Annotated in this window: 19 protein-coding genes; 4 read left to right on the forward strand and 15 right to left on the reverse strand. The window is 57.5% G+C overall.

The window, feature by feature from the left end; genetic code table 11:
* Positions 1 to 78 precede the first annotated feature (78 nt).
* Positions 79 to 846 (reverse strand): hydroxyacylglutathione hydrolase, encoded by a 768-nt coding sequence (gene gloB / locus ACIOVB_RS09320; RefSeq protein ID WP_401266973.1) that lies wholly within the window; start codon positions 844 to 846, stop codon positions 79 to 81.
* Between the two features lie 66 nt (positions 847 to 912).
* On the opposite strand from gloB, the gene ACIOVB_RS09325 reads away from it, so the two are divergent.
* Positions 913 to 1671: a class I SAM-dependent methyltransferase gene (locus ACIOVB_RS09325; RefSeq protein WP_187678654.1), complete on the forward strand. Its 759-nt coding sequence runs from the start codon at positions 913 to 915 to the stop codon at positions 1669 to 1671.
* A 92-nt stretch (positions 1672 to 1763) separates the two neighbouring features.
* Positions 1764 to 2225, forward strand: a complete 462-nt coding sequence (rnhA, locus tag ACIOVB_RS09330) for a ribonuclease HI (RefSeq protein ID WP_187678653.1) — start codon at positions 1764 to 1766, stop codon at positions 2223 to 2225.
* Between the two features lie 36 nt (positions 2226 to 2261).
* Here the strand turns inward: rnhA and ACIOVB_RS09335 are convergent, their stop codons facing one another.
* On the reverse strand, positions 2262 to 3242 hold the full coding sequence (locus tag ACIOVB_RS09335) for a TerC family protein (RefSeq protein WP_187678652.1): 981 nt from the start codon (positions 3240 to 3242) through the stop codon (positions 2262 to 2264).
* 172 nt (positions 3243 to 3414) lie between these two features.
* On the reverse strand, positions 3415 to 4203 hold the full coding sequence (locus ACIOVB_RS09340) for a helix-turn-helix domain-containing protein (protein ID WP_187678651.1): 789 nt from the start codon (positions 4201 to 4203) through the stop codon (positions 3415 to 3417).
* Between the two features lie 84 nt (positions 4204 to 4287).
* Here ACIOVB_RS09340 and ACIOVB_RS09345 point away from each other — a divergent pair, with 84 nt between their 5' ends.
* Positions 4288 to 5286: a bile acid:sodium symporter family protein gene (locus ACIOVB_RS09345; RefSeq protein ID WP_401266978.1), complete on the forward strand. Its 999-nt coding sequence runs from the start codon at positions 4288 to 4290 to the stop codon at positions 5284 to 5286.
* 266 nt (positions 5287 to 5552) lie between these two features.
* Here ACIOVB_RS09345 and ACIOVB_RS09350 read toward each other — a convergent pair whose 3' ends face one another.
* Together ACIOVB_RS09350 and ACIOVB_RS09355 are read right to left on the reverse strand one after the other, a co-directional pair.
* A complete protein-coding gene (locus tag ACIOVB_RS09350; protein ID WP_401266981.1) occupies positions 5553 to 7685 on the reverse strand; it encodes a hypothetical protein in 2133 nt (710 codons plus the stop codon).
* 387 nt (positions 7686 to 8072) lie between these two features.
* Positions 8073 to 8687: a LuxR C-terminal-related transcriptional regulator gene (locus ACIOVB_RS09355; protein ID WP_401266983.1), complete on the reverse strand. Its 615-nt coding sequence runs from the start codon at positions 8685 to 8687 to the stop codon at positions 8073 to 8075.
* Between the two features lie 113 nt (positions 8688 to 8800).
* Here ACIOVB_RS09355 and ACIOVB_RS09360 point away from each other — a divergent pair, with 113 nt between their 5' ends.
* Entirely contained in the window at positions 8801 to 10426 is a 1626-nt protein-coding gene (locus tag ACIOVB_RS09360; protein ID WP_401266985.1) for a hybrid sensor histidine kinase/response regulator, read from the forward strand.
* A gap of 1 nt (position 10427) precedes the next feature.
* Here the strand turns inward: ACIOVB_RS09360 and yecR are convergent, their stop codons facing one another.
* From yecR to psrA, 10 genes are all read right to left on the reverse strand, one after another.
* Positions 10428 to 10736: a YecR family lipoprotein gene (gene yecR, locus ACIOVB_RS09365; protein ID WP_187678647.1), complete on the reverse strand. Its 309-nt coding sequence runs from the start codon at positions 10734 to 10736 to the stop codon at positions 10428 to 10430.
* A gap of 33 nt (positions 10737 to 10769) precedes the next feature.
* Positions 10770 to 11084, reverse strand: coding sequence for a hypothetical protein (locus tag ACIOVB_RS09370; protein WP_401266988.1), 315 nt, complete (start codon positions 11082 to 11084; stop codon positions 10770 to 10772).
* Positions 11085 to 11278: 194 nt separating this feature from the next.
* Positions 11279 to 11887: a hypothetical protein gene (locus ACIOVB_RS09375; RefSeq protein ID WP_401266991.1), complete on the reverse strand. Its 609-nt coding sequence runs from the start codon at positions 11885 to 11887 to the stop codon at positions 11279 to 11281.
* Positions 11888 to 12452: 565 nt separating this feature from the next.
* Positions 12453 to 13625, reverse strand: coding sequence for a cystathionine gamma-synthase (locus ACIOVB_RS09380; RefSeq protein ID WP_401266994.1), 1173 nt, complete (start codon positions 13623 to 13625; stop codon positions 12453 to 12455).
* On the reverse strand, positions 13622 to 14998 hold the full coding sequence (locus tag ACIOVB_RS09385; protein ID WP_401266997.1) for a pyridoxal-phosphate dependent enzyme: 1377 nt from the start codon (positions 14996 to 14998) through the stop codon (positions 13622 to 13624). Before ACIOVB_RS09385 ends, ACIOVB_RS09380 begins: the two co-directional genes overlap by 4 nt.
* 215 nt (positions 14999 to 15213) lie before the next feature.
* A complete protein-coding gene (locus tag ACIOVB_RS09390; protein ID WP_401266999.1) occupies positions 15214 to 16149 on the reverse strand; it encodes a Ppx/GppA family phosphatase in 936 nt (311 codons plus the stop codon).
* 316 nt (positions 16150 to 16465) lie between these two features.
* The gene (gene phnX / locus ACIOVB_RS09395; protein ID WP_401267001.1) at positions 16466 to 17293 is read right to left on the reverse strand and encodes a phosphonoacetaldehyde hydrolase; all 828 of its coding nucleotides are present in this window, start codon (positions 17291 to 17293) and stop codon (positions 16466 to 16468) included.
* Between the two features lie 82 nt (positions 17294 to 17375).
* Complete coding sequence (locus ACIOVB_RS09400; RefSeq protein ID WP_401267004.1) at positions 17376 to 18248, reverse strand: LysR substrate-binding domain-containing protein; 873 nt, start codon at positions 18246 to 18248, stop codon at positions 17376 to 17378.
* 10 nt (positions 18249 to 18258) lie between these two features.
* Positions 18259 to 19554: an MFS transporter gene (locus ACIOVB_RS09405; protein WP_187678639.1), complete on the reverse strand. Its 1296-nt coding sequence runs from the start codon at positions 19552 to 19554 to the stop codon at positions 18259 to 18261.
* Positions 19555 to 19685: 131 nt separating this feature from the next.
* The gene (psrA, locus tag ACIOVB_RS09410; RefSeq protein ID WP_401267007.1) at positions 19686 to 20777 is read right to left on the reverse strand and encodes an iron-containing alcohol dehydrogenase PsrA; all 1092 of its coding nucleotides are present in this window, start codon (positions 20775 to 20777) and stop codon (positions 19686 to 19688) included.
* Positions 20778 to 20883: the final 106 nt, after the last annotated feature.

Here is a 20883-nt window from a genome sequence, read left to right on the forward strand (position 1 = left end):
CAAAAATGTCGGGCGATTCTAGAAAGCGCACCCCCTGCGGTCAACCATTCAGAATTTTTGGACCCGGCGTCGAGGCACTTAGAACGTATCTTTCCATGCCCGCAGAGCCGCAAAAACCTCACTCGGCGCCCGGTTTTGAGCGCCTGCCCGTTCGTCCACTTTTTGTGTAACTAATGTTTCATTGGTGCGCAAAAACGGATTTGTAAGCTTTTCCAGGGCCAGGGTCGAGGGCAGGGTCATGACACCGTTTTGCCGTTGCTGGGTGACTTTTTCCAGACGGGCGGCAATGTCCGGGTTGCCCGGCTCGACCGCTGCGGCAAACTTGAGATTGCTCAGGGTGTATTCATGGGTGCAGTAGACCAGCGTATCTTCTGGCAAGGCGGCGAGACGGCCGAGCGAATGATGCATCTGCTCCGGGGTGCCTTCGAACAACCGGCCGCACCCGGCGGCAAACAGCGTGTCGCCGCAGAACAGCAGGCCGTGGTGGTAATAGGCAATGTGTCCCAAGGTGTGACCGGGCACGGCATAGACATCGAAGTCCCAGCCGAGCACGCTGACCTTGTCGTTGTCCTTGAGGGCAATATCGCGCGCCGGGATGTTTTCGCTGGCCGGACCATAAACGGTCGCGCCGCTGGCCTGCTTCAGGCGTTCGACGCCGCCAACGTGGTCATGATGATGGTGGGTGATCAGGATGTCGCTCAGCACCCAGCCTGGATGCGCCGCTAGCCAAGCCTGTACGGGTGCGGCATCGCCCGGGTCGACCACGGCGCAGCGCTGGGTACGGTGATCCTGTAACAACCAGATGTAGTTGTCGGTGAACGCGGGCAGGGCACTGATCTGTATCATCGTCGGAATTCGCCAAGCGGAAAACATTGGCGCATCTTAGTAGTTCCTGGCGCGTTGGAGAATGACATGACCGATAAAGCGTTCGCTCAGGCTGATCCGGACTGGCTGGCGTTGATCAGCGCCGCCCGTGAATGGCTGTCGGGCCCGCTCGGGCAATTTCTGTTGGATGAAGAGCGGCGCATGCTCGAAGACGAGTTGGGCCGCTTCTTTGGCGGCTATCTCGTGCATTACGGCCCATCGGCCGACACCCCGCCGTCGGCACCGCAAGTGCAGCGCAACGTGCGGCTCGGTGCACCGCTGCCGGGTGTCGAGATCGTCTGCGAAGAGCAGGCGTGGCCATTGAGCGAACACGCCGCCGATGTGGTGGTCATGCAGCATGGTCTGGATTTCTGCCTGTCGCCCCATGGCCTGTTGCGCGAAGCCGCGAGCAGCGTGCGCCCCGGCGGGCACCTGCTGATCATCGGAATCAACCCATGGAGCACTTGGGGCCTGCGTCATGTATTCGCCCATGATGCGTTGCGCCAGGCCCGTTGCATCTCGCCGTCGCGGGTCGCCGACTGGCTCAATCTGCTGGGTTTTGCGCTGGAGAAACGCCGCTTCGGGTGCTATCGTCCGCCGCTTGCTTCGCCCAAGTGGCAGGCCCGACTGGCCGGCTGGGAACGCAAGGCCGGTGACTGGCAACTGTCGGGCGGCGGCTTCTATTTATTGGTGGCGCGCAAGATTGTGGTCGGGCTGCGGCCCCTGCGTCAGGAGCGTCGCGAGCCGATGGGCAAGCTGATTCCGCTGCCGATGGCCAAGGTCAACCGCCGCCGCATCGAACCGTAAACTTTCTTTTTTACAGTGGCCGGACCTGCTCCGGCCGCGGTAATCGTCAATCCGCGATTGGCGAGGCATGTATTTTTTCTGGATAGATTGGCATGAGCGAAAGCGTCGATAACGTAGAACTGTTCACCGATGGCGCCTGCAAGGGCAACCCTGGCCCGGGTGGCTGGGGTGCTTTGCTGGTGTGCAAGGGCGTTGAGAAGGAGTTGTGGGGCGGCGAAGCCAACACAACCAACAACCGCATGGAACTGCTCGGCGCCATTCGCGGCCTTGAAGCTCTGAAGCGCCCATGTGAAGTGCTGCTGGTGACCGACTCGCAGTACGTCATGAAGGGCATCAACGAGTGGATGGCCAACTGGAAGAAGCGTGGCTGGAAAACCGCTGCCAAGGAACCGGTGAAGAACGCTGATCTGTGGAAAGAGTTGGATGAGCAGGTCAACCGCCACAAGGTCACGTGGAAGTGGGTGCGCGGACACATTGGCCATCACGGCAACGAGCGGGCTGACCAGTTGGCTAACCGTGGCGTTGATGAAGTGCGCGGGTACAAGCAGAGCTGATTGCCGTGAAATGAGCAGGCTTACTCGCACAGGGGCTTATGGTGACTGGTTCTCCGGCGTTTTGTCTCTGGTCAGCAGCAGACTCAACAACACCGACCCCAGGATCACACCACCCACCACCGCCAGCGACCACTCCACCGGCATGTGAAACCACGGCATCAGGGTCATCTTGCCGCCAATGAATACCAGCACAATCGCCAAACCGTACTTGAGCAGATGAAAGCGGTCGGCCATGTCCGCCAGCAGGAAGTACAGCGCGCGCAGGCCCATGATCGCGAAGATGTTCGAGGTGAAGACGATAAACGGGTCAGTGGTGACGGCGAAGATCGCCGGGATGCTGTCGACCGCAAACATCAGATCGCTGGCCTCAATCAGCACCAGCACCAGGAACATTGGCGTTGCCCAGCGTACGCCGTTCTGCAACACGAAAAACCGCTCGCCATGAAAACCGCTGGTGACGCGCAGATGGCCGCGCACCCAGCGTAATAAAGGATTTTTTTCCAGATCCGGCTGCTGATCGGCGAACACCAGCATCTTGATCCCGGTGATGATCAGGAACACGCCGAAGGCATACAGAAGCCATTCAAACTGCGAGACCAGCCACACACCGGCGAAAATCATCACCGCGCGCATCACGATTGCCCCAAGCACACCGTACAGCAACACTCGGCGCTGCAACTCCGGCGGCACGGCGAAGTAGCTGAAGATCATTACGAAGATGAACATGTTGTCGATCGACAGCGATTGCTCGATCAGATAACCGGTGAGGAATTCCAGGGTTTTCTGTCGGGCGATTTCGCCGCCGAACGTGCCGTGCAGATACCACCACAGCAGGGCTGCGAACGACAGGGCCAACAAGCACCAGGCAATGACCCAGGCCAAGGCTTCGCGAACGGATACCCGATGCGCCTTGCGCCCCCCGAACACAAACAAATCCAATGCCAGCATGGCAAGAACGAAGACGATGAAGGCACCCCACATCCAGGGTTCGCCGATATTGATGTTCGTGGCTGGCATGTCACGCTCCCTGTCTTTGGTGGTAAGAGGGTCAGACGAGGCCATGCTAACGACGAGTTTGTGGCAAAGAAAAATCGTTTATTTCTTGGTCAGAGTTCGATAAAACCGAAGTGTCGGGGGGTAAAGTGGCAACCCGATGCTTGCTCGTTTTCCGGAAAACATGTTTGGCGCCTCAACGAAAAAACTCCCCCGGCGTTTCCCCAAACTGTTGCCGAAACGCCGCGATAAACGCCGACGTCGAGTCATAACCACAGGCCAGCGCGACGTCCGTGACGCGCTCGCCTTTCTCCAGCGGTGTCAGAGCGCCGAGCAGGCGCAGGCGCTGGCGCCATGCGCGGAAGGTCAGGCCGGTGTCGCGCAAAAACAGACGCGTGAGGGTTTTTTCGGTGACGCCGAGTTTCTCGCTCCAGTGGCTCAGCGTGGTTTGCTGTTCCGGGCGTTGCTCCAGGCTTTGGTAGATCTGCCGCAAGCGCGGGTCCTGCGGCAACGGCAGCATCAGGTCAATGTGCGGGGCATCGACCAGTTGATCGAGGATCACCTGCGCAAGGCGCCCATGCGCGCCGTTCTGGTCGTATTCCACCGGCACCTGACTGAACGCACGGATCAGTTCCCTGAGCAAATCGCTGACGCCGAGCACATGGCAATGCTCAACCGCCCAACCGACGACGCTGCAATCGATGTACAGGCTGCGCATCTCGGTATGTGGCGAGCTGAATACCCGATGCGGTACGCCGGCCGGAATCCACACCGCGCGCTCCGGTGGTGCGACGAACCGCCCGGCGCTGGTCTGCACCTCAAGCACACCCTGAATTGCGTAGGAGAGCTGCACCCAAGGATGACTGTGGCGCCGGGTCAGTGCGCGATTGGGCAGCGATTCCGTACGTCCGTACAGCGGGCGTGGCAGGCTTGGCAGCCCGGGAATACTGCGCCGGATACTTTTGTCATGTCCTTTAGGCGGCATCTGAAGGCTCTTCGGCGTTAGTCGGTAATTGGCTGTCACGTTAGAGTCGTCGTCACGCACTGGCAACCCCCGGATAAACACATCATGACGCGCCCAAGATTCCTCCCCGACAATTTCACCCTGACGCTGATAGGCGTCGTGCTGCTAGCCAGCTTTCTGCCCGCCAGCGGTAAGGTCGCGGTCGGCTTCGGCTGGCTGACCAACATTGCCATCGCGCTGCTGTTTTTCCTGCACGGCGCCAAACTGTCGCGGGAATCGATCATCGCCGGTGCCGGCCATTGGCGCCTGCACCTGTTGGTGTTCGGCCTGACTTTTGTCCTTTTTCCGCTATTGGGGCTGGCGCTGAAACCGCTGTTGTCGCCGTTGATCGGCGACAAGCTGTACATGGGCATGCTTTACCTCTGCGCATTGCCGGCCACTGTGCAGTCGGCGATTGCCTTCACTTCGCTGGCGCGGGGCAATATTCCGGCTGCAATTTGCAGCGCGGCCGCGTCCAGCCTGTTCGGGATTTTCCTGACGCCGTTACTGGTGACACTGCTGCTCAATGTGCATGGCGACGGCGGTTCGACCCTCGATGCGATCCTGAAAATCAGCATGCAACTGCTGCTGCCATTCATTGCCGGTCAAATCGCCCGTCGCTGGATTGGCGCGTGGGTGGGGCGTAACAAGAACTGGCTGAAGTTTGTCGATCAGGGCTCGATTCTGCTGGTGGTGTACGGCGCTTTCAGCGAGGCGGTCAACGAAGGTATCTGGCATCAGATCCCGCTCATCGAGTTGTTGGGGCTGGTGCTGGTCTGCTGCATCTTGCTGGCACTGGTGCTGGTGGCGTCAACACTGCTGGGCAAGGCGTTTGGCTTCAGCCAGGAAGACCGCATCACCATTCTATTCTGCGGCTCGAAAAAGAGCCTGGCCACCGGCGTGCCGATGGCTCAGGTGTTGTTTGCCGGCAGCACCATCGGCGTGCTGATTTTGCCGCTGATGCTGTTCCACCAGATTCAACTGATGGTCTGTGCGGTGCTGGCGCAGCGTTATGCCAAGCGGCCGGAATCGGTGCCGGAGTTGATGGCGCAAGTCGATCCGTGATTATTTAAACATTGCTGATTAACTAGGAGATACGCAGGCGAATGGATCGAGGAAAAAAGGCCCGTGTCGTGTAAGCCTGATATTCCGCAGCGCTTGTAGGGGGTGGCACTGTTCAGAGGAGTAATTTCGGATTCTTTCAGTTCGTTTCGTGGATTCGGTGAATCAAATAAATCGAAGGCGGGGCGCCAATTGCCCCGCTATTTATGTCAGATTGGGTTTGCTTAAGTTCCTGCTTCAGTTAAGGTATATTTTGAAATAGAGCTATATCAGCTGATCTCAGGGTGTCTCTCCGAGATTTTTGAAAGTTGTTCTGGATCCAATGTGTATGTTGAAAAGGAAATGTCTTTGTTTTTGAGTGTGTAAGTTCGACTTGTTTTTGTTAATGATTTGAAACAATCATCAAGTATGGTATCTCCGCTCAGATATGCAATGAGGTCGTTAGGGCTGAACTCTGTAGTCTTCCAAACATTCCGCATTTTACCTGCAATATTAATTTTTCCGGTCGTTATCATGTTTATGAATTCGTGCCCTTGACGTACTGGATGGGTGCTGATGTTATATCCATTGAAAACCCTGTTTGCTAATGCAATGCAGGTGTGAATCTCTTTGATCGGCTGATATGTGAATTTGGCTTTGGAAAAAAGTCTCTTCTGCTCCTCAGTGTCCATCAACCATGCTTTTCTAATATTGAGCTGATGCGCGCCATATGATATTTGGTCAAAGCTGTTTCGCATCTCATGAACATTGCACGGGTGATACGAGTTCTTACACTCAATCAAAAAGAGGTGGCCATCCTTGAAGGCGACTATATCGGTTTCCATTTCCTTTTTTTGGAAAAGAATGTTAACTTCCTGTGCTACCTGAAAGCCTTGCTCCTTCAGGGCGCTTGCAATTTTGGATTGCATTGGATCAATTTTCTCTATGAAAGGCTGTTTTATTCTGTGAGCGCAGAATATATTCCTTGCGAGATTGGAGTTTGCGATAATTGCAGGCGAAGCGAGATAATGACCGTTTAACTTCAGTAGTGGGGTGTATTGAATGTCAATATGGTCAGGGTCTGAAAGGTCTAATGAAATTAAATCCAATATTTTGGAAGGGTCGCGGTTTGGAATTATCAATTCAATAAGCTGTTTCAGTTGGGTTTCGCCAAATGTTGGCAGGACGGACCTTAGGGCAATGACGTATCTGTCTTCTTTTGGATGATCAGCTAATGCACATTGAAAAATCGTGCTTGCAAAGCGAAAAAACCGCTGAACTTTCATGATGTCTAGCGCAGTTATTCCATCTTTTATTTCAACATCTTTTAAAATCCCATAGTCATAGTTCTCTAAACCCAATTGCACCAGAGCTTCGATTTCTTCTTCAAAAAGCTCATCGGTAGAAAATGGCTTTAAAATGACTGGGTCTAAAATGTACTTCATTACGTATCTTGGAATTGGTTTTTTTACTATGGAGATTATTTCATCTTTTCCCGCTGTATAAAATTCTTCAGCAAATTTTCTTATAGAGGCAGGGCGGTGTTCGTTGTCTTTGTTAAAGATATGTTCTTCCAATCCCAGTCTGCGAATAATCATCTGTTGGAAGGCTTGTATGTAACCAAGTCTGATGGACTGTTCCAAGCGAGGGTTGATTGCTTCTATTTTTAGGCTTTGATTGTCTATTGCTTGATAGGGGAAACCATCCAATAAAATCTCTGCCTCCTTGTATTGGCAGATTTTCGCGGACTCGATCAGGATGTTCCAGTAAAAATTGGTTTGAGTTGCTGATTCGTCAATGTGCTGAAAGTGCTTATTTATAATGCCGAGCTCGTTGTTGTGTAGCTTTAAGATATAGCTAAAGGCTTCAGCGAGGTCTTCGTTGCTGTAATGATCTATTTCGTGAGAGGGCAATTGTTTATTGCCTCCAGTGAATCGGGTTGCGAATAATATTTCAATGTTTGCTAGCAATGTTTTGATAATTAGATTTTTTCTGTTTTTTATTATTTGAATTAAGCCTTCATTGATTTGTTTCGCCTTTGCTCCGAGATTGAGCAGGTTTTTAGTGGATTCAAGAAAGTTTGTTTGTTCTGTTGTGAGGTGCAACAATTCCTTGTGCGTCATGCAAGATTGGATTACGGATTTTGCAGTATTTGTTTTGAATTTATATTTCGAGCTTCTAAATACTCCTATCCGCCTCATTTCTGTAAGAGATTTTTCAGGGTGAAATATAATCAGTGCGAGGGCTAAGGTTTGAGCCTTTTTTGTGTTATTCGAACTCATCAATGTTAGCAAGTCGGAAGTCTTGGATTTTATTTCTTTTTCGATGACTTTCTTAGAGGGTCTTTCTAATCCAATACTCTCTATTAATTGATTGGTTAATACTTGCCCTTCGATGGCGTTAATAATGCTGTTGAAGTCCATTGCGGTTAGCTCCTTGGAAAAAGTTCCAGTGTTTTTCAAAGCAAACTTCTAAATATCTTATTCGGTAAGCTCCGATTTTTTCGTCAATGCTTACCGCGGAAGATAGCTTGGTCCGCCCATTATCATGCTTCGTACAGACGCATTCAGCATGACGGCATTTTGCTAGCATGTCACTGTTTTTGGAACCGCTTTTGCAGGGTGCGGATGCTCTTAATTGAGACAAAATACCCAATGCCAATCGTCTATAAACGCAGGCGCTTTTTGAGTCTGAGATTGTTTGGGCATTCATAAATGCACCTTGGTAGACCTAGCGGAATTGCGATAAAAGAGATTGATCTGGCTGCGTGTGTGAGTAGATTGCGTTAATTAATAGCTGTCTGAAATCGGTCACGAACGGCTGCGGATCCCTCCAGAGAATTTTACCGCCGCCGCCCGCGACGGTACGTTCAACGTGCGCAACAACGAAGACACATGAATCCTTACCGTAAACGGTGAAATATCCAGCTCACGGGCGATTTCCTTGTTGGTCTTGCCTTGGGCGATCAATCGCAACACGTCCTGCTGACGGGGCGTGAGGGCGACGCCGGTCTCCAGCGGCAACAGTCCCGACGGCGCGAATTTCACCAGCACTTCACCTTCGCGAATCGCCAGGATCGCCTGGCCAATCTCGCCCGGGGCAATGTTCTTGCCGATGAAACCGTCGATGCCGGCGGCCATGACTTCACTGATCAACGTTTCATCATCGACCATCGACACCACGATCAGGGTGGTACGCGGCAGGCGTCGGCGCAGTTCAGCGAGCTGGCTGACGCAGGTGAGTCCGGGAAAGCGCAGATCCAGAATCAGCGTGTCCGGCTCGTCACCGCAGGGCAGCAGCGCCATTACGCTGGCCAGGTCGCCAGCCTCTTCGATACTCGCGTCGGGCAGCAGGCGCTGGACAGTGCGCAGCATGGCCTCGCGAAACATCGGGTGATCGTCGGCTATGATAATTCGGCATGTCATGGCGTGACCCTCCCTGGGTCAGGCTTGTTCTTGGCAAACACCTTAGCATTGGGCGCTTGGATTGCCTGTAGGCTCATTCCGAATATGACGATTGCGGCACAAGGACGTTAACGATGAAGTTCGAGAAAAACACCGAACTCGACCAGGCCAACCTGCGCATTATCATCGCTGGCATTGCCGTGGTTTATATCGGTGTACTGGGTTTTTTGCCGGGCCAACGCTTCGATACTTACCTGCCTGTGGTCACGTATATCTGTCTGTTTTTGCTGGCTTCGATTGTGCTGCGTCAGACGATTGTGCGCTGGCCGGGGCATTACCCGGTACGACGGATTTTCGCCATGGTTCACGATTACACCGGCACCTGTTTCGGGCTGGTGGTTGGCGGCGAAGCGGCGTTGCCGCTTTATGCGGTGATCATCTGGGTCAACCTCGGCAACGGCATGCGATACGGCTCGCGCTATCTGGCGATTGCCACAGTGTTGGCGTTGCTGGCGCTGCTCTGCGTTTATCGCCTGACGCCGTTATGGCAGGCGCAACCGTTCATGGTGTTGATGCTGATGATCACCAGCACGATGATCCCGTTCTACGCGCACCTGCTGCTGGAACGCACGCGCAAGGCCTCCGAGGAAGCGGTCGCGGCCAATCTGGAGAAGTCGCGGTTTCTCGCCCAGGCCAGCCATGATTTGCGTCAGCCGATTCACTCCATCGGCCTGTTTACCGCGTGCCTGCGTGAGTCGAGGCTGGGGGATGAGGAGCGGCGGCTGGTCGACAACATCGACCGTTCGCTGCTGAACGTATCGCAGTTGTTCCGCTCGATTCTCGACCTGTACACCCTCGATAACGGGCGGATTCTGCCAAAACTGCAAACCCTGAATCTGGGCGAGTGGCTTGCCGATCTGATCCGCGAGAATGCCGAAGCCGCGCGTTGGGCTGGCGTGGAACTGCGCTTGCGACCCTGTCATTACTGGGTTCGAACCGATCCGTCGCTGCTCGCGACCATGGTGCAGAACGTGCTTTCCAACTGTTTCAAATATGGTGCGCAGCGGCCGGTGCTGATTGGTGTGCGCACGCGCGGAGCAGGGCTGGCTATCGTGATTTACGATCAGGGCAGCGGCATTGCCCAAGAGCATTTGCCAAAGGTATTCGAGGAGTTCTACCGGGTTCGCCAAGTGCGTGACAAAGATGTCGAAGGTGTGGGGCTGGGCCTGTCGATCGTCAAGCGCCTGGGGCAGTTGATTGATCTAGATGTCGCGTTGCGCTCGCGAATCGGTCGGGGTACGGCTGTCATCATGTCGGGGCTGCCCACGACTGCGCCGCCGCAGCTATCGGTCAATCGCGATGAAGCGCGCCAGGTCGGCCTGTTGACCGGGCTGAAGGTGTGTCTGGTGGAGGATGATCGCAACGTATTGATGGCGACATCGGCGTTGCTGGAGCGCTGGGGCTGCGTGGTGCAGGCCGAGTTGACGGGGCAGGACTTGACCACCGATTGCGACATCATTGTTGCCGATTATGATCTTGGCGCCCATGCCACTGGTATCGAGTGTATTGACGAGGTGCGCCGCCAACGCGGCTGGGCGGTGCCGGCAATGATCATCAGCGGGCATGACATCGAAAAAATACAGGCGGCCTTGCACGACCGCCAAATTGCCATCCTGTCCAAACCGGTACGCCCGGTCGAGTTGCGCGCGACCTTGCGTGCCCTGCGCGACCGGCAAACCGAGCCGGTCGAGCAGGTTTGAGTCAACGCTTGCAGAGGTAATCCTGAGTGATGGTGGTTTGCAGGCAGTTGTACTGACCCATGGTGCGGCAGATGTTTTTCTCCGAACCGGTGACCTCGGCGTTTTTGTAGCCCCAGGTCTTGCAGCGCTGTGCAGCGACGGTCAGGCCTTGTTCGGCGCTGGTCTGGCCGCTTTCGAACTGGCCCAGCTCGTAGGAGACCTGGACGACACCATCGTTCTTGCTGCCGCCAGTGGCTTCCCATTGTTTTGGTGTGGCGCAGCCGGTCAAAAAAAGGGAGGCGAGGGTGAGAGTTGCGATCAGGGTTTTCATGACGGAACGTAGTCCTTTACCGAGGAAGAGGCATTATTGAAATGGAAGCGGCGAGGCACCTTTCGGCAGGCATGACAGCGGTGGCTTCATGATGCCCATGCTCGCCACGGCGATGATTGCGCCGCTGGGCAACTGGCAGTTGTATTCACCGGCCGGGGTGTGGGCGGTGTAGTAGGTGAGGGTGCTGTCGTTACGGATGTTGTCGATTTTCGAGACCGGTTTACCGATGACGGTCTGGGCGCGCTCTTTCATGCTGGCTTCGGTGGGTTTCATGGTCTGGCAACCGGTGGTGCCCAGGAGCAGGGCACCGACGGCGACGATTTTGCTGAGGTGTGCATGCAGTTTCATGGTGTTTCTTCCTTGGTGTTGTTCTGATTTCCGAGCACAACGATCCTGAGCACCGCCAAGCGGCAGTGTTTAGGAACATTGGGGGTTGCGGGGGAATATAGCGCCGGGCGGCAGAGCGGTCGATTAGCACAAATGTGCTAGTGCGGCGCCGAACGGACGGCTCTTCGGAGCCGACCGTTGGGTCGAGGGAGAGTTTATTGAGGGCTGTTGAACTGGTCGGAATAATTGCCCGTCATCAGTGCCGAGGCAACTTGGTCGGAACCGACGCCGGCGCGGGAATAGGCGAGGCGGTTAGCGTTCACGCGATCAGCGCCATCCGCCGCAACAGCCCCGGCGCCGACACGGTCAGCGCCGTCCGCCGCAACAGCCCCGGCACCGACCCGGTCAGCGCCGTCGGCCGCAACAGCCCCGGCACCGACACGGTCAGCGCCATCCGCCGCGACAGCCCCGGCACCGACCCGATCAGCGCCGTCCGCCGCAACAGCCCCGGCGCCGACACGGTCAGCGCCGTCCGCCGCAACAGCCCCGGCACCGACACGGTCAGCGCCGTCCGCCGCAACAGCCCCGGCGCCGACACGGTCAGCGCCGTCCGCCGCAACAGCCCCGGCGCCGACACGGTCAGCGCCGTCCGCCGCAACAGCCCCGGCGCCGACACGGTCAGCGCCGTCCGCCGCAACAGCTCCGGCGCCGACACGATCCGACCCATCCGCAGCCACTGCTTGCGGCTGTGCTGCCCAGATCCCGGGCGCCGCAATCGTAGTCGCTACCGCTAATACAACGCCTGACAAAAGCTTGTGTTTCATGATCTTCTCCACGACCCATCAGCCACACCGCAATTGGGCAATGCCCGCCGTTAGATTTTTGGCGTTCGACTCACTGACTCGGGTCAAGCTGTTTGGCAATTGGCACGGGTGCACCGACTGGCGCACGGGTGTCGATGATTTCGATCGCTTGGAAACGCAACTGGAGAAGTATAGATCGGCATTCGCTGCCCATCCTGCGGGATGACAAGGATATGGGCGATAGTCGTTTCACTTCCTTGCAGGCAGGGGCAAGAAGGAAATCAGTCTAAAAACGCCAACCCGGTTTTCCGTGCGTTTGCTAGGCTCAAAGATGTAGGTGAAGACGCAGACTGATGCGCAATCGGATAGCAAGGGGGCGCGGGGCGCGTTCCGAAGGGTACACGGTTAGAAAGATCTCCGCGCTGAGATCCAGCCCTTACGCCGTGTGAAGCAGCCGAGGCACTACTTTTTCAAATTAGCCCGGTACTGTGAGAAGCCTGATAAACCTTGTAAGCCAGAGACCAGCGCTGGCCGCCTACTCGAACACCAAAGCCCGCATCGTGCGGGCTTTGTCGTTCTTGCAGGACTAGATCTGCTTGAGTGCGTGGGCCAGATCGGCGCGCAGGTCTTCGATGTCTTCGACACCCACGGACAAACGCACCAGCCCATCGCCGATCCCCAGTTTTGCGCGGGTTTCAGGGGGGATCGTGGCGTGGGTCATGATCGCCGGGTGCTCGATCAGACTCTCGACGCCGCCCAGGCTCTCGGCCAGAGCGAAGATCTTCACGTTCTCAAGAAAGCGTCGCGCGCCGGCCAGATCAGTGTTCAAGTCCACGGAAATCATCCCGCCGAAACCGCGCATCTGCCGCTTGGCCAATTCATGCTGAGGGTGTGATGCCAGACCCGGGTAGTAGACATGTTTGACCTGCGGCTGCTGCTCGAGCCACTGCGCCAGATCCAGTGCGTTGCTGCAATGGCGCTCCATGCGCAGCGCCAGGGTTTTCACACCGCGCAACGTGAGGAATGCATCGAACGGCCCGGAAATCGCGCCGACCGCGTTTTGCAAAAAGCCCAGACGCTCCGCCAGCTCGGCATTCTGCCCGACCACGGCAATACCGCCGATGACATCGGAGTGGCCGTTCAGATACTTGGTGGTCGAGTGCAGCACGATGTCGAAACCCAACTCCAGCGGCCGCTGGATATACGGGCTGGCAAAGGTGTTGTCGGCGACAGTGATGATGCCGCGCGCCCGGCAGATGCGCGCAATGGCGGCAAGATCCGACAGGCTCAACAAGGGGTTGGTCGGCGTCTCGACCATGACCATGCGCGTGTCGTCCTGCAGCGATGCTTCGAACGCTGACAGGTCAGTCAGATCGACGTAGCTGAAACGATGCCCGGCGCTGCGTTGGCGCACTTTGTCGAACAACCGGAAGGTGCCGCCGTACAGGTCATTGCCGGAAATGATGTGTGAACCGGCATCGAGCAGTTCCAGCACAGTGGAAATCGTCGCCAGCCCGGAAGCGAAGGCAAACGCCCGGGTGCCACCTTCCAGATCCGCCACGCAGCGCTCAAGGGCAAAACGCGTCGGGTTATGCGAGCGCCCGTAATCGAACCCCTTGTGCACACCGGGGCTGTCTTGCAGGTAGGTGGAGTTGGCGTAGATCGGCGGCATCAGAGCGCCAGTGGTCGGGTCAGGCTCTTGCCCGGCATGGATCACCCGGGTCGCGAAGCCTTGGGTGTTTTTGTCGTGCTGACTCATGCGAGGGATCTCCGTAATTGGTTGAGCATGTCGGTGCGGGTGATCAGGCCATGGAAGCCTGAAGCGTCGGCGATGATGGCGACGAGGCCGCGGCTGAGCACCGATTCCAGTTCAGCGAGAGGCGCGCCGGGGGCGAGGGTTTGCAGTTTGTCGGTCATCACGCTGGAGACCGATTGACTGAAGCGGGCGGCATCTTCGTGAACGGCCAGCAGAATGTCTGATTCGTCGATCACACCGACCAGTTCCTTGCCTTCAACCAGCACTGGCAGTTGCGAAACGTCCGCCAGGCGCATGCGCTGGAACGCGGTCAGCAACGTGTCGTCTGGACCGACGCTGATGACGCGGCCGTCCTCGAAACGCCGGGCGATCAGATCGCGCAGGTCGCCATAGCCCTTGCGCTGTAACAGGCCTTGGTCGGTCATCCACTGGTCGTTGTAAACCTTCGACAAGTAGCGGGTGCCGGTGTCGCAGACAAAACTCACCACGCGTTTCGGCTCGGTCTGTTCGCGGCAATAACGCAATGCTGCGGCGAGCAGGGTGCCGGTGGATGAGCCGCCCAGAATGCCCTCGGCTTTGAGCAATTGGCGAGCGTGATCGAAGCTTTCTTCGTCACTGATCGAGTAAGCGTGGCGAACGCTGGAGAGATCGGTGATCGACGGAATGAAGTCTTCGCCAATGCCTTCGACCGCCCACGAACCGGGGGTCGGCAGCGAGCCGTCACGGCTGTATTGCGCCATCACCGAGCCAACCGGATCGGCCAGGACCATCTCCAGATCCGGCTGCACGCGCTTGAAGAACCGCGTCAGTCCGGTCAGGGTGCCTGCCGAGCCAACGCCGACCACGATCGCATCCAGGTCATGTTCGGTCTGCGCCCAGATCTCCGGCGCGGTGCTGCATTCATGGGCCAGTGGGTTGGCCGGGTTGTTGAACTGATCGGCAAAGAACGCGCCGGGAATGTCTTTCGCCAGTCGTGCGGCGACGTCCTGGTAATACTCGGGATGGCCCTTGCCGACATCCGAGCGGGTGATGTGCACTTCAGCGCCCATGGCTTTCAAGTGCAGGACTTTCTCGGTGGACATTTTGTCCGGGACAACCAGCACCACGCGATAGCCTTTGGCACGGCCAACGAGCGCCAGACCCAGGCCGGTATTGCCGGCAGTGGCCTCGACGATGGTGCCGCCCGGTTTAAGGCGACCATCACGTTCGGCGGCGTCGATCATCGCCAGACCGATACGATCCTTGATCGAACCGCCAGGGTTTTGTGATTCGAGTTTGAGGAACAGTGTGCAGGGGCCGGTATCGAAGCGAGTGACTTGTACCAGCGGGGTATTTCCTATCAGCCCCAGGACAGCAGGGCGGGATTCCTTTGACATTCTTCACCTCTTGTTGGTGATGGATCGCGTTCCGTTCGCGGGAAAAGCTCGCAAGCAACATAGGCTGTGAAGGGGGCTGCCGCAACCACCCGACGGGCGGAAAAGGCCAGCGATTTTGATCTAACTATAGAACTGAATTGGCGAGGGGATCGGGACGGGGATCGGCGGTGTTGCCGAACAAAAGCCGTGGGGCGGGCGGTGCATGTGGGACAGGATCAGTGTTTGCTCATCAAACCGTGCAAAACACCGAGGCGCAGACCTGGCTCGGACGGCACCATCTGCGCAATGCCGAACACCTTGAACGCTGCCAGCATCAGCACCAGCCCGCCGGGCAGGATGCTTTGGCGGTGGGGTTGCAGACCGGCGAGTTTGAGTTGCTGGACATTGGTCACTTTCAGCAGAAGCAGCGACAGACGCAAGAGTCCGGCGTAGGTAATGCCGTCCTGGCCGAAGTCGTTCAGGCGATTGGCCTTGAGCACCTTGGCCAGCATGCGCGCGGTGCCGGAAGAGCCAATGGTCTGTTGCCAGCCCTGAGCACGATAGCGCCGAGCGACTTTTTCAAATTGCAGGATGGCGAAGCGCTCGGCTTCTTGCAGGGCGCCGGGGGAAACAGCGCCGTTGCGAAAAAACCGTGTACTCAAGGTGCCGCTGCCAATGGCAATGCTTTCGGTCAGCAACGGTTGCGAACCTTGGCCGAGAATCAGTTCGGTGGAACCGCCGCCGATATCGACCACCAGGCGCATGTCCTCGACCCCGGGCAAGGTGTGAGCCACACCGGCATACACCAGCCGCGCTTCTTCATCCCCGGAAATGACATCGATGCGAAAACCCAGATGCCGCTCTGCGCTGGCCAGAAACAACTGCGCATTGTCCGCCTCACGCACCGCGCTGGTGGCCACCGCTCGCACTCGTCCCGGCTCGAAACCGCGTAATTTCTTGCCGAAGCGGGCCAGCGCCTGCCAGCCGCGATCCAGAGCCAAAGTGTCCAGCGCACCGCCCTCAAAACCCTCGGCGAGCCGCACCGGTTCCCGCAAGGTTTTGACTTCCTGAATCATCAAGCCCTTCCGGCTGCGCACCGACTGGCCGATCATCAGGCGAAAGGCATTCGAACCCAGGTCGATGGCGGCAAACAGCGAGTCGTCTTCTTTCATGGCAATCCTTGCAAAGCATCCGTCTAGGCTGGAGACGGTTTGCGAGGATTCTGCCGTGGGGTTGATGACATCCTGATGACGGCGCGGGGGCGACTGGATGAATTCAGACCTGTCATGACACTGTCATTATCCGCCGACTAAGCTTGGGTCAACACATCGCGTGTTCTTAAAGTTTCTGCTGCCTTCCTGGCAGCTTTTTTTTGCCCCGGATTTGATGCACCCCTGCGTGTTGAACTGCCAAAGGCAACGATCTTTTGATGTTTTTAGATCAGGATCAAGAGATCGCAGCCTTCCACAGCTCCAGCAGAGGATTGGCTCAGCAACCCTGCGGAGTTTCGCCTCGGGCAAGACGAGCATTGATATCTTCAATCACGTCGGGCAATTCGGCGATGGTGTCGATCAGATAGTGCGGACGTGAAGGGGCAAACATCTCGCTGATTCGTGCGCGCTCTTCGGCGAGTCGATCCGACGGCAGCGCCTTGTATTGCTCGTAGGTCAGGCCCAGTGCGTTGCCGGAACATGTCAACGCCACCGTCCACATACCGGCGCTGCGACCTTCGAGAATACCCGGCCAGGTGTCATCGACTTTAACGCATGCCGCCACGTCATCCACGCCCAGAGCAATTACATTGGCCAGCGCCTGCGCCGGAAACGGCCGACCATTGGGCACTTCGTCGGTGGCGACGACGTGATCGGCAATGTAGCCGTTCTCACGCGCCAGCTCGACGACCTTGGCCATCACCACCGACGGATAACCGGAGCACGAGCCGATTTTCAAGCCCTTGTCACGCAGAGTGGCAATGGCCTGGAGTGCGCCGGGGATCAACGCCGAATGCAGGGCGATTTTCTCGATCTGCAGTGGCATGAAGCGTTCGTAGATGGCAGTAACGTCTTCGTCAGTCGGCAGGCGGTCGAAGGCGGCGCGATAACGTTCGGCAATCTGCGGCAGGTTGCACAGGGTGCGGATGTGATCCCATTTGCCCATGCCCATCGGGCCGCGCGCCTCTTCCAGCGACACCGCCACGCCGAACTCGGCAAAAGCCTCGACGAAAATCTGTGTCGGCGCAAACGAGCCGAAATCGACAACGGTGCCGGCCCAGTCGAGGACGGCGGCTTGCAGGTGAGTCGGTTGGTTGTACTGCATGGTCAATCTCCGTTTTCGGGTAAGCGTTGGCCGTCCCTCGGTGTTGAGGGAGGGCGGGTCAGGGATAAGCGTGGCGGTCGAGTCAGGTGACCAACGGCGGATCCGAATCGAACAGCTCAGCGATCACCGGTCGGTTCCTGCGGATGCCAAGACAGCACAAGTGGTATTCGATGGAAAAAGGGTGATCGACAAAAGTGATGGGTTTTGTTCCCGGGGTTTCGGTGTACTCGACAGCGGACACCAGGCCAATCCCGATGCCTTTGGCAATCGCGTGCACAATCGCTTCGCGGCTGTTCAACTGCATGACGCAGTTGAGCTCTACGCCCAGGCGCTTGCAGCTTTCTTCCACCAGTTGCCGGGTGCGCGAGCTCTTCTCGCGCAGCACCCATTTTTCGCGGCTGATTTCGTTGACGTGTACCTGTGCCTGGCTGGCCCACGGGTGGTCATCACGTACCACGGCAATGATCGGATAACGGTGATACAGGCGCGTATGGAAGCGCTGGTCGAATTCCGACAGCGCCAGAATCGCCACGTCGATATCGAAGTTGAACAACCGGGCCAGGGTTTCCTTTTCCGAGGAAAACGACGTTTCCAGTTCGATATCCGGGTGCTGTTGCATCAGTTCGTACGTCAGGTTCATGGCTATTGGCGGCGACACTGCGCCGAGACGCAGCATGCCGTTCTTGCGTTGTTTAAAGCTTTGCAACAGTTGCACCGCTTCGTCTTCCTGACCGAACAGGCCTTGAGTGATTGCGTACAGCTTGTGCCCGGCGGCGCTCATCTCGATGTAGCGTCCACGGCGATGGAACAGTTCCACCGAGAAGGTTTTCTCCAGCGCATTGACCTGCTCGCTGACGGTCGGCTGACCGACACTGAGATACTCGGCGGCAAGGGTGAAGCTGCCGGTTTTGGCCACTGCGTGAAACGAACGCAACCACTTGTGATACTGGTACATGCAAGCCCCGTCAGCGTCGGATGAACATTGCCACCGCCGCGCTGCACAGGCAGGCGCTGGTGACCACTATGAAGATGAGAGACGTATTTGCCGTGGAGTCAAGCAGACGACCAATCAATGGTTCGGCCAGCCCGGCGAACAGGTAGGACGAGAAGTTCATGATCCCGGTCGCGGTACCGGCGCGTTTGGCGCCGACCAGATCCGGGCACAGTGCCCAGAAACTCGAGGCCGGCCCGTAGACGAAGAAACCGCAGAGGAACAGGGCGACCAGCCCGATCAGGCTGTGCGGCGGCAGGCTCCACATCCACAGGCTGGTCGCGGCACCGAGGAACATGTAGAGCATGATCGCCAGGTAACGCTTGGAGCCGAAGAGTTTGTCCGACACCCAGCCGTTGCTCAAAGCACCGACCGCCATACCGACCGGGAGGGCGACGGTGATCCATTTCGGGTCGATCATGCCGTCACCACTTTTCCAGTCAGCGCCGAGAAAATGCACCGGCACCCAGACGATCAAGCCGTAGCGTGCGGCGTTTTGAAAGCCCAGCGACAGCGCGGCGATCAGCAGGCGGGGATTCTTCAGCACGGCTTTGTAACGTTGTCCCGATGACTCGGCTTCGCCCTGTGCCGCTTCCTGATGTTTATCGTCGGCGTTGGCAACGCCGGTATCGGCTACGGGCTGGAAGCCGAGATCCTGCGGACGTTCACGGGCGACGAGGTAAAAGATGATCCCGCCGGCGAGCATCAGCAGCACCGGCAGGCGGAAGATCCAGCGCCATTCAAGTTGCAGCACTTCCAGCACGACGATGGAAGTGACGTAGGAGAGGATCGAAGCGCATCCGGCGGCAAACGTGTAGAAACCGTAGACCTTGCCGCGCTCACCGGCCGCCCACCAATTGGCAATCAGTCGACCGCCCGGCGCCCAGCCCAATGCCTGGAAGTAGCCATTCACGCCCCACGGCAGAATCAGGCTGGCGAAGCCGCCAGCAAAACTGGTCACCCAGTTGGCGCCGCAGGACAGCACCGCACCAAGGGTCATGATCTTCCGGCCGCCGAATTTGTCGGCGAGGTTACCGTTGATAGCCTGGCCGATGGCGTAGGCCCACAACATCGCAGCAGACACCCAGCCGAGGGTTTCCTTGCTCAGGCCGAACTCGGCCTGAATTCCCGGAATGGCAAAACCGAAGGTCTGCCTCCCGGTATAGAAAAACAGGTAACAGAACATCGCCGCCAGCAGCATGCGCCACTGCGCAACCCGGAACGAGGCAGAACTTACGGCGAGACCAGGCATTGTTTCTGCACGATTCATGATCTTTTCCTTATTGTTGTGGATTCCCGTCGGTTGTCGACGACGGGTGCACTCTTTTTTGGTGCGACAGGAAATCACCGCAGCGTCTTACGCCGCCGGCTGTGCTTCAGCGGTTGAGGGATCGGCTGACGTCAGGCGGCTTGGGAACCGATGAAGTTCTTGCCGCGCGCGCCCTGCATCGCCAGGTGAATGATGGCTTCGGCGTCCTTGGCCGAGACCCCGTAGTCGGCGAATTCGGTCTTCACGCCCAAGGCATGGAGGAACTCGCGCAATTGCTGTTGAGCCTTGGGCAAATCCTCACCGAATACCCGCTGCAGGGTGCGGTCGCGGGTGACGTCATGCCCCCAGGCCAGACCCAGCACCAGCGGCAAGGTGAAGGAGCAGGCGATGCCGTGAGGCAGACCGTGACGCAGGGTCATTTCGTAGGAAATCGAATGCGCCAACGCGGTTTTGGTGTTGGAAAACGCCAGCCCGGCCTTGAGCGCGGCCAGCGCCATACGCGTGCGCAGCTCCTGGCTGGACAAGTCCTGCTGTAGCTGTGGCAGGCATTCGAGGATGTCTTCGATGGCAGAAATCGCGAAAGTGTCGGAGACCGGGTTGGCGTTGACGTTCCAGATTGACTCCAGCGCATGGGACAGTGCGTCGAGCCCGGTTGAAACGGTGACGCTGGCGGGCACGGTGAGCATCAGTTGAGGGTCGATGATTGCCACACGCGGCCAAGTGCATTCCAGGTGCAGCGAGTATTTTTTGTGGCTGGCGCTGTCCCAGATCGTCGCCCAAGGCGTTACTTCACTGCCGGTGCCAGCGGTGGTCGGCGCGGCAATCAGCTGTTTGCAGCGAGCTGGAATGAAGGGCTGGCCGGTCGCGAGCAAGGCCAGCAATTCATCGAAACGCCCGGATTCGGTGCCCACGATCAACGCCTTGGCGGTGTCGATGGCACTGCCGCCACCGACGGCGAGCACCACGTCGCATCCACCGGCGCGCTGCCAGAAATCCTCATACGTGCTGCGCAAATGCGCGACGTCGGGATTCGGTTGGACGTCTTCGAAGATGTAGACCAGACGATCACCAAGCAGAGCTTGCAGGCGATCCACCAGCCCCAGTCCACGTGCCTCGGGAAAGGTTACGAGGGCGACGGTTTGCTGTTCGGTAATGGTGGCAAGGTCTTGCAGGCTGCCCCAGCCGAAACGGGTATCGACGGGGTTCTGGAAGCGGGCAGTCATGGTGGATCCTTCTTGTTGTTGTCATGTGGCCACATACTCGATGGTGGCTGACAACGGCACAAATCGATAAATCGCAGGTTTGAATCGGCTGGACCGATAAAAACCG

Source organism: Pseudomonas sp. NPDC087639 (assembly GCF_044743385.1).
Classification (GTDB): domain Bacteria; phylum Pseudomonadota; class Gammaproteobacteria; order Pseudomonadales; family Pseudomonadaceae; genus Aquipseudomonas.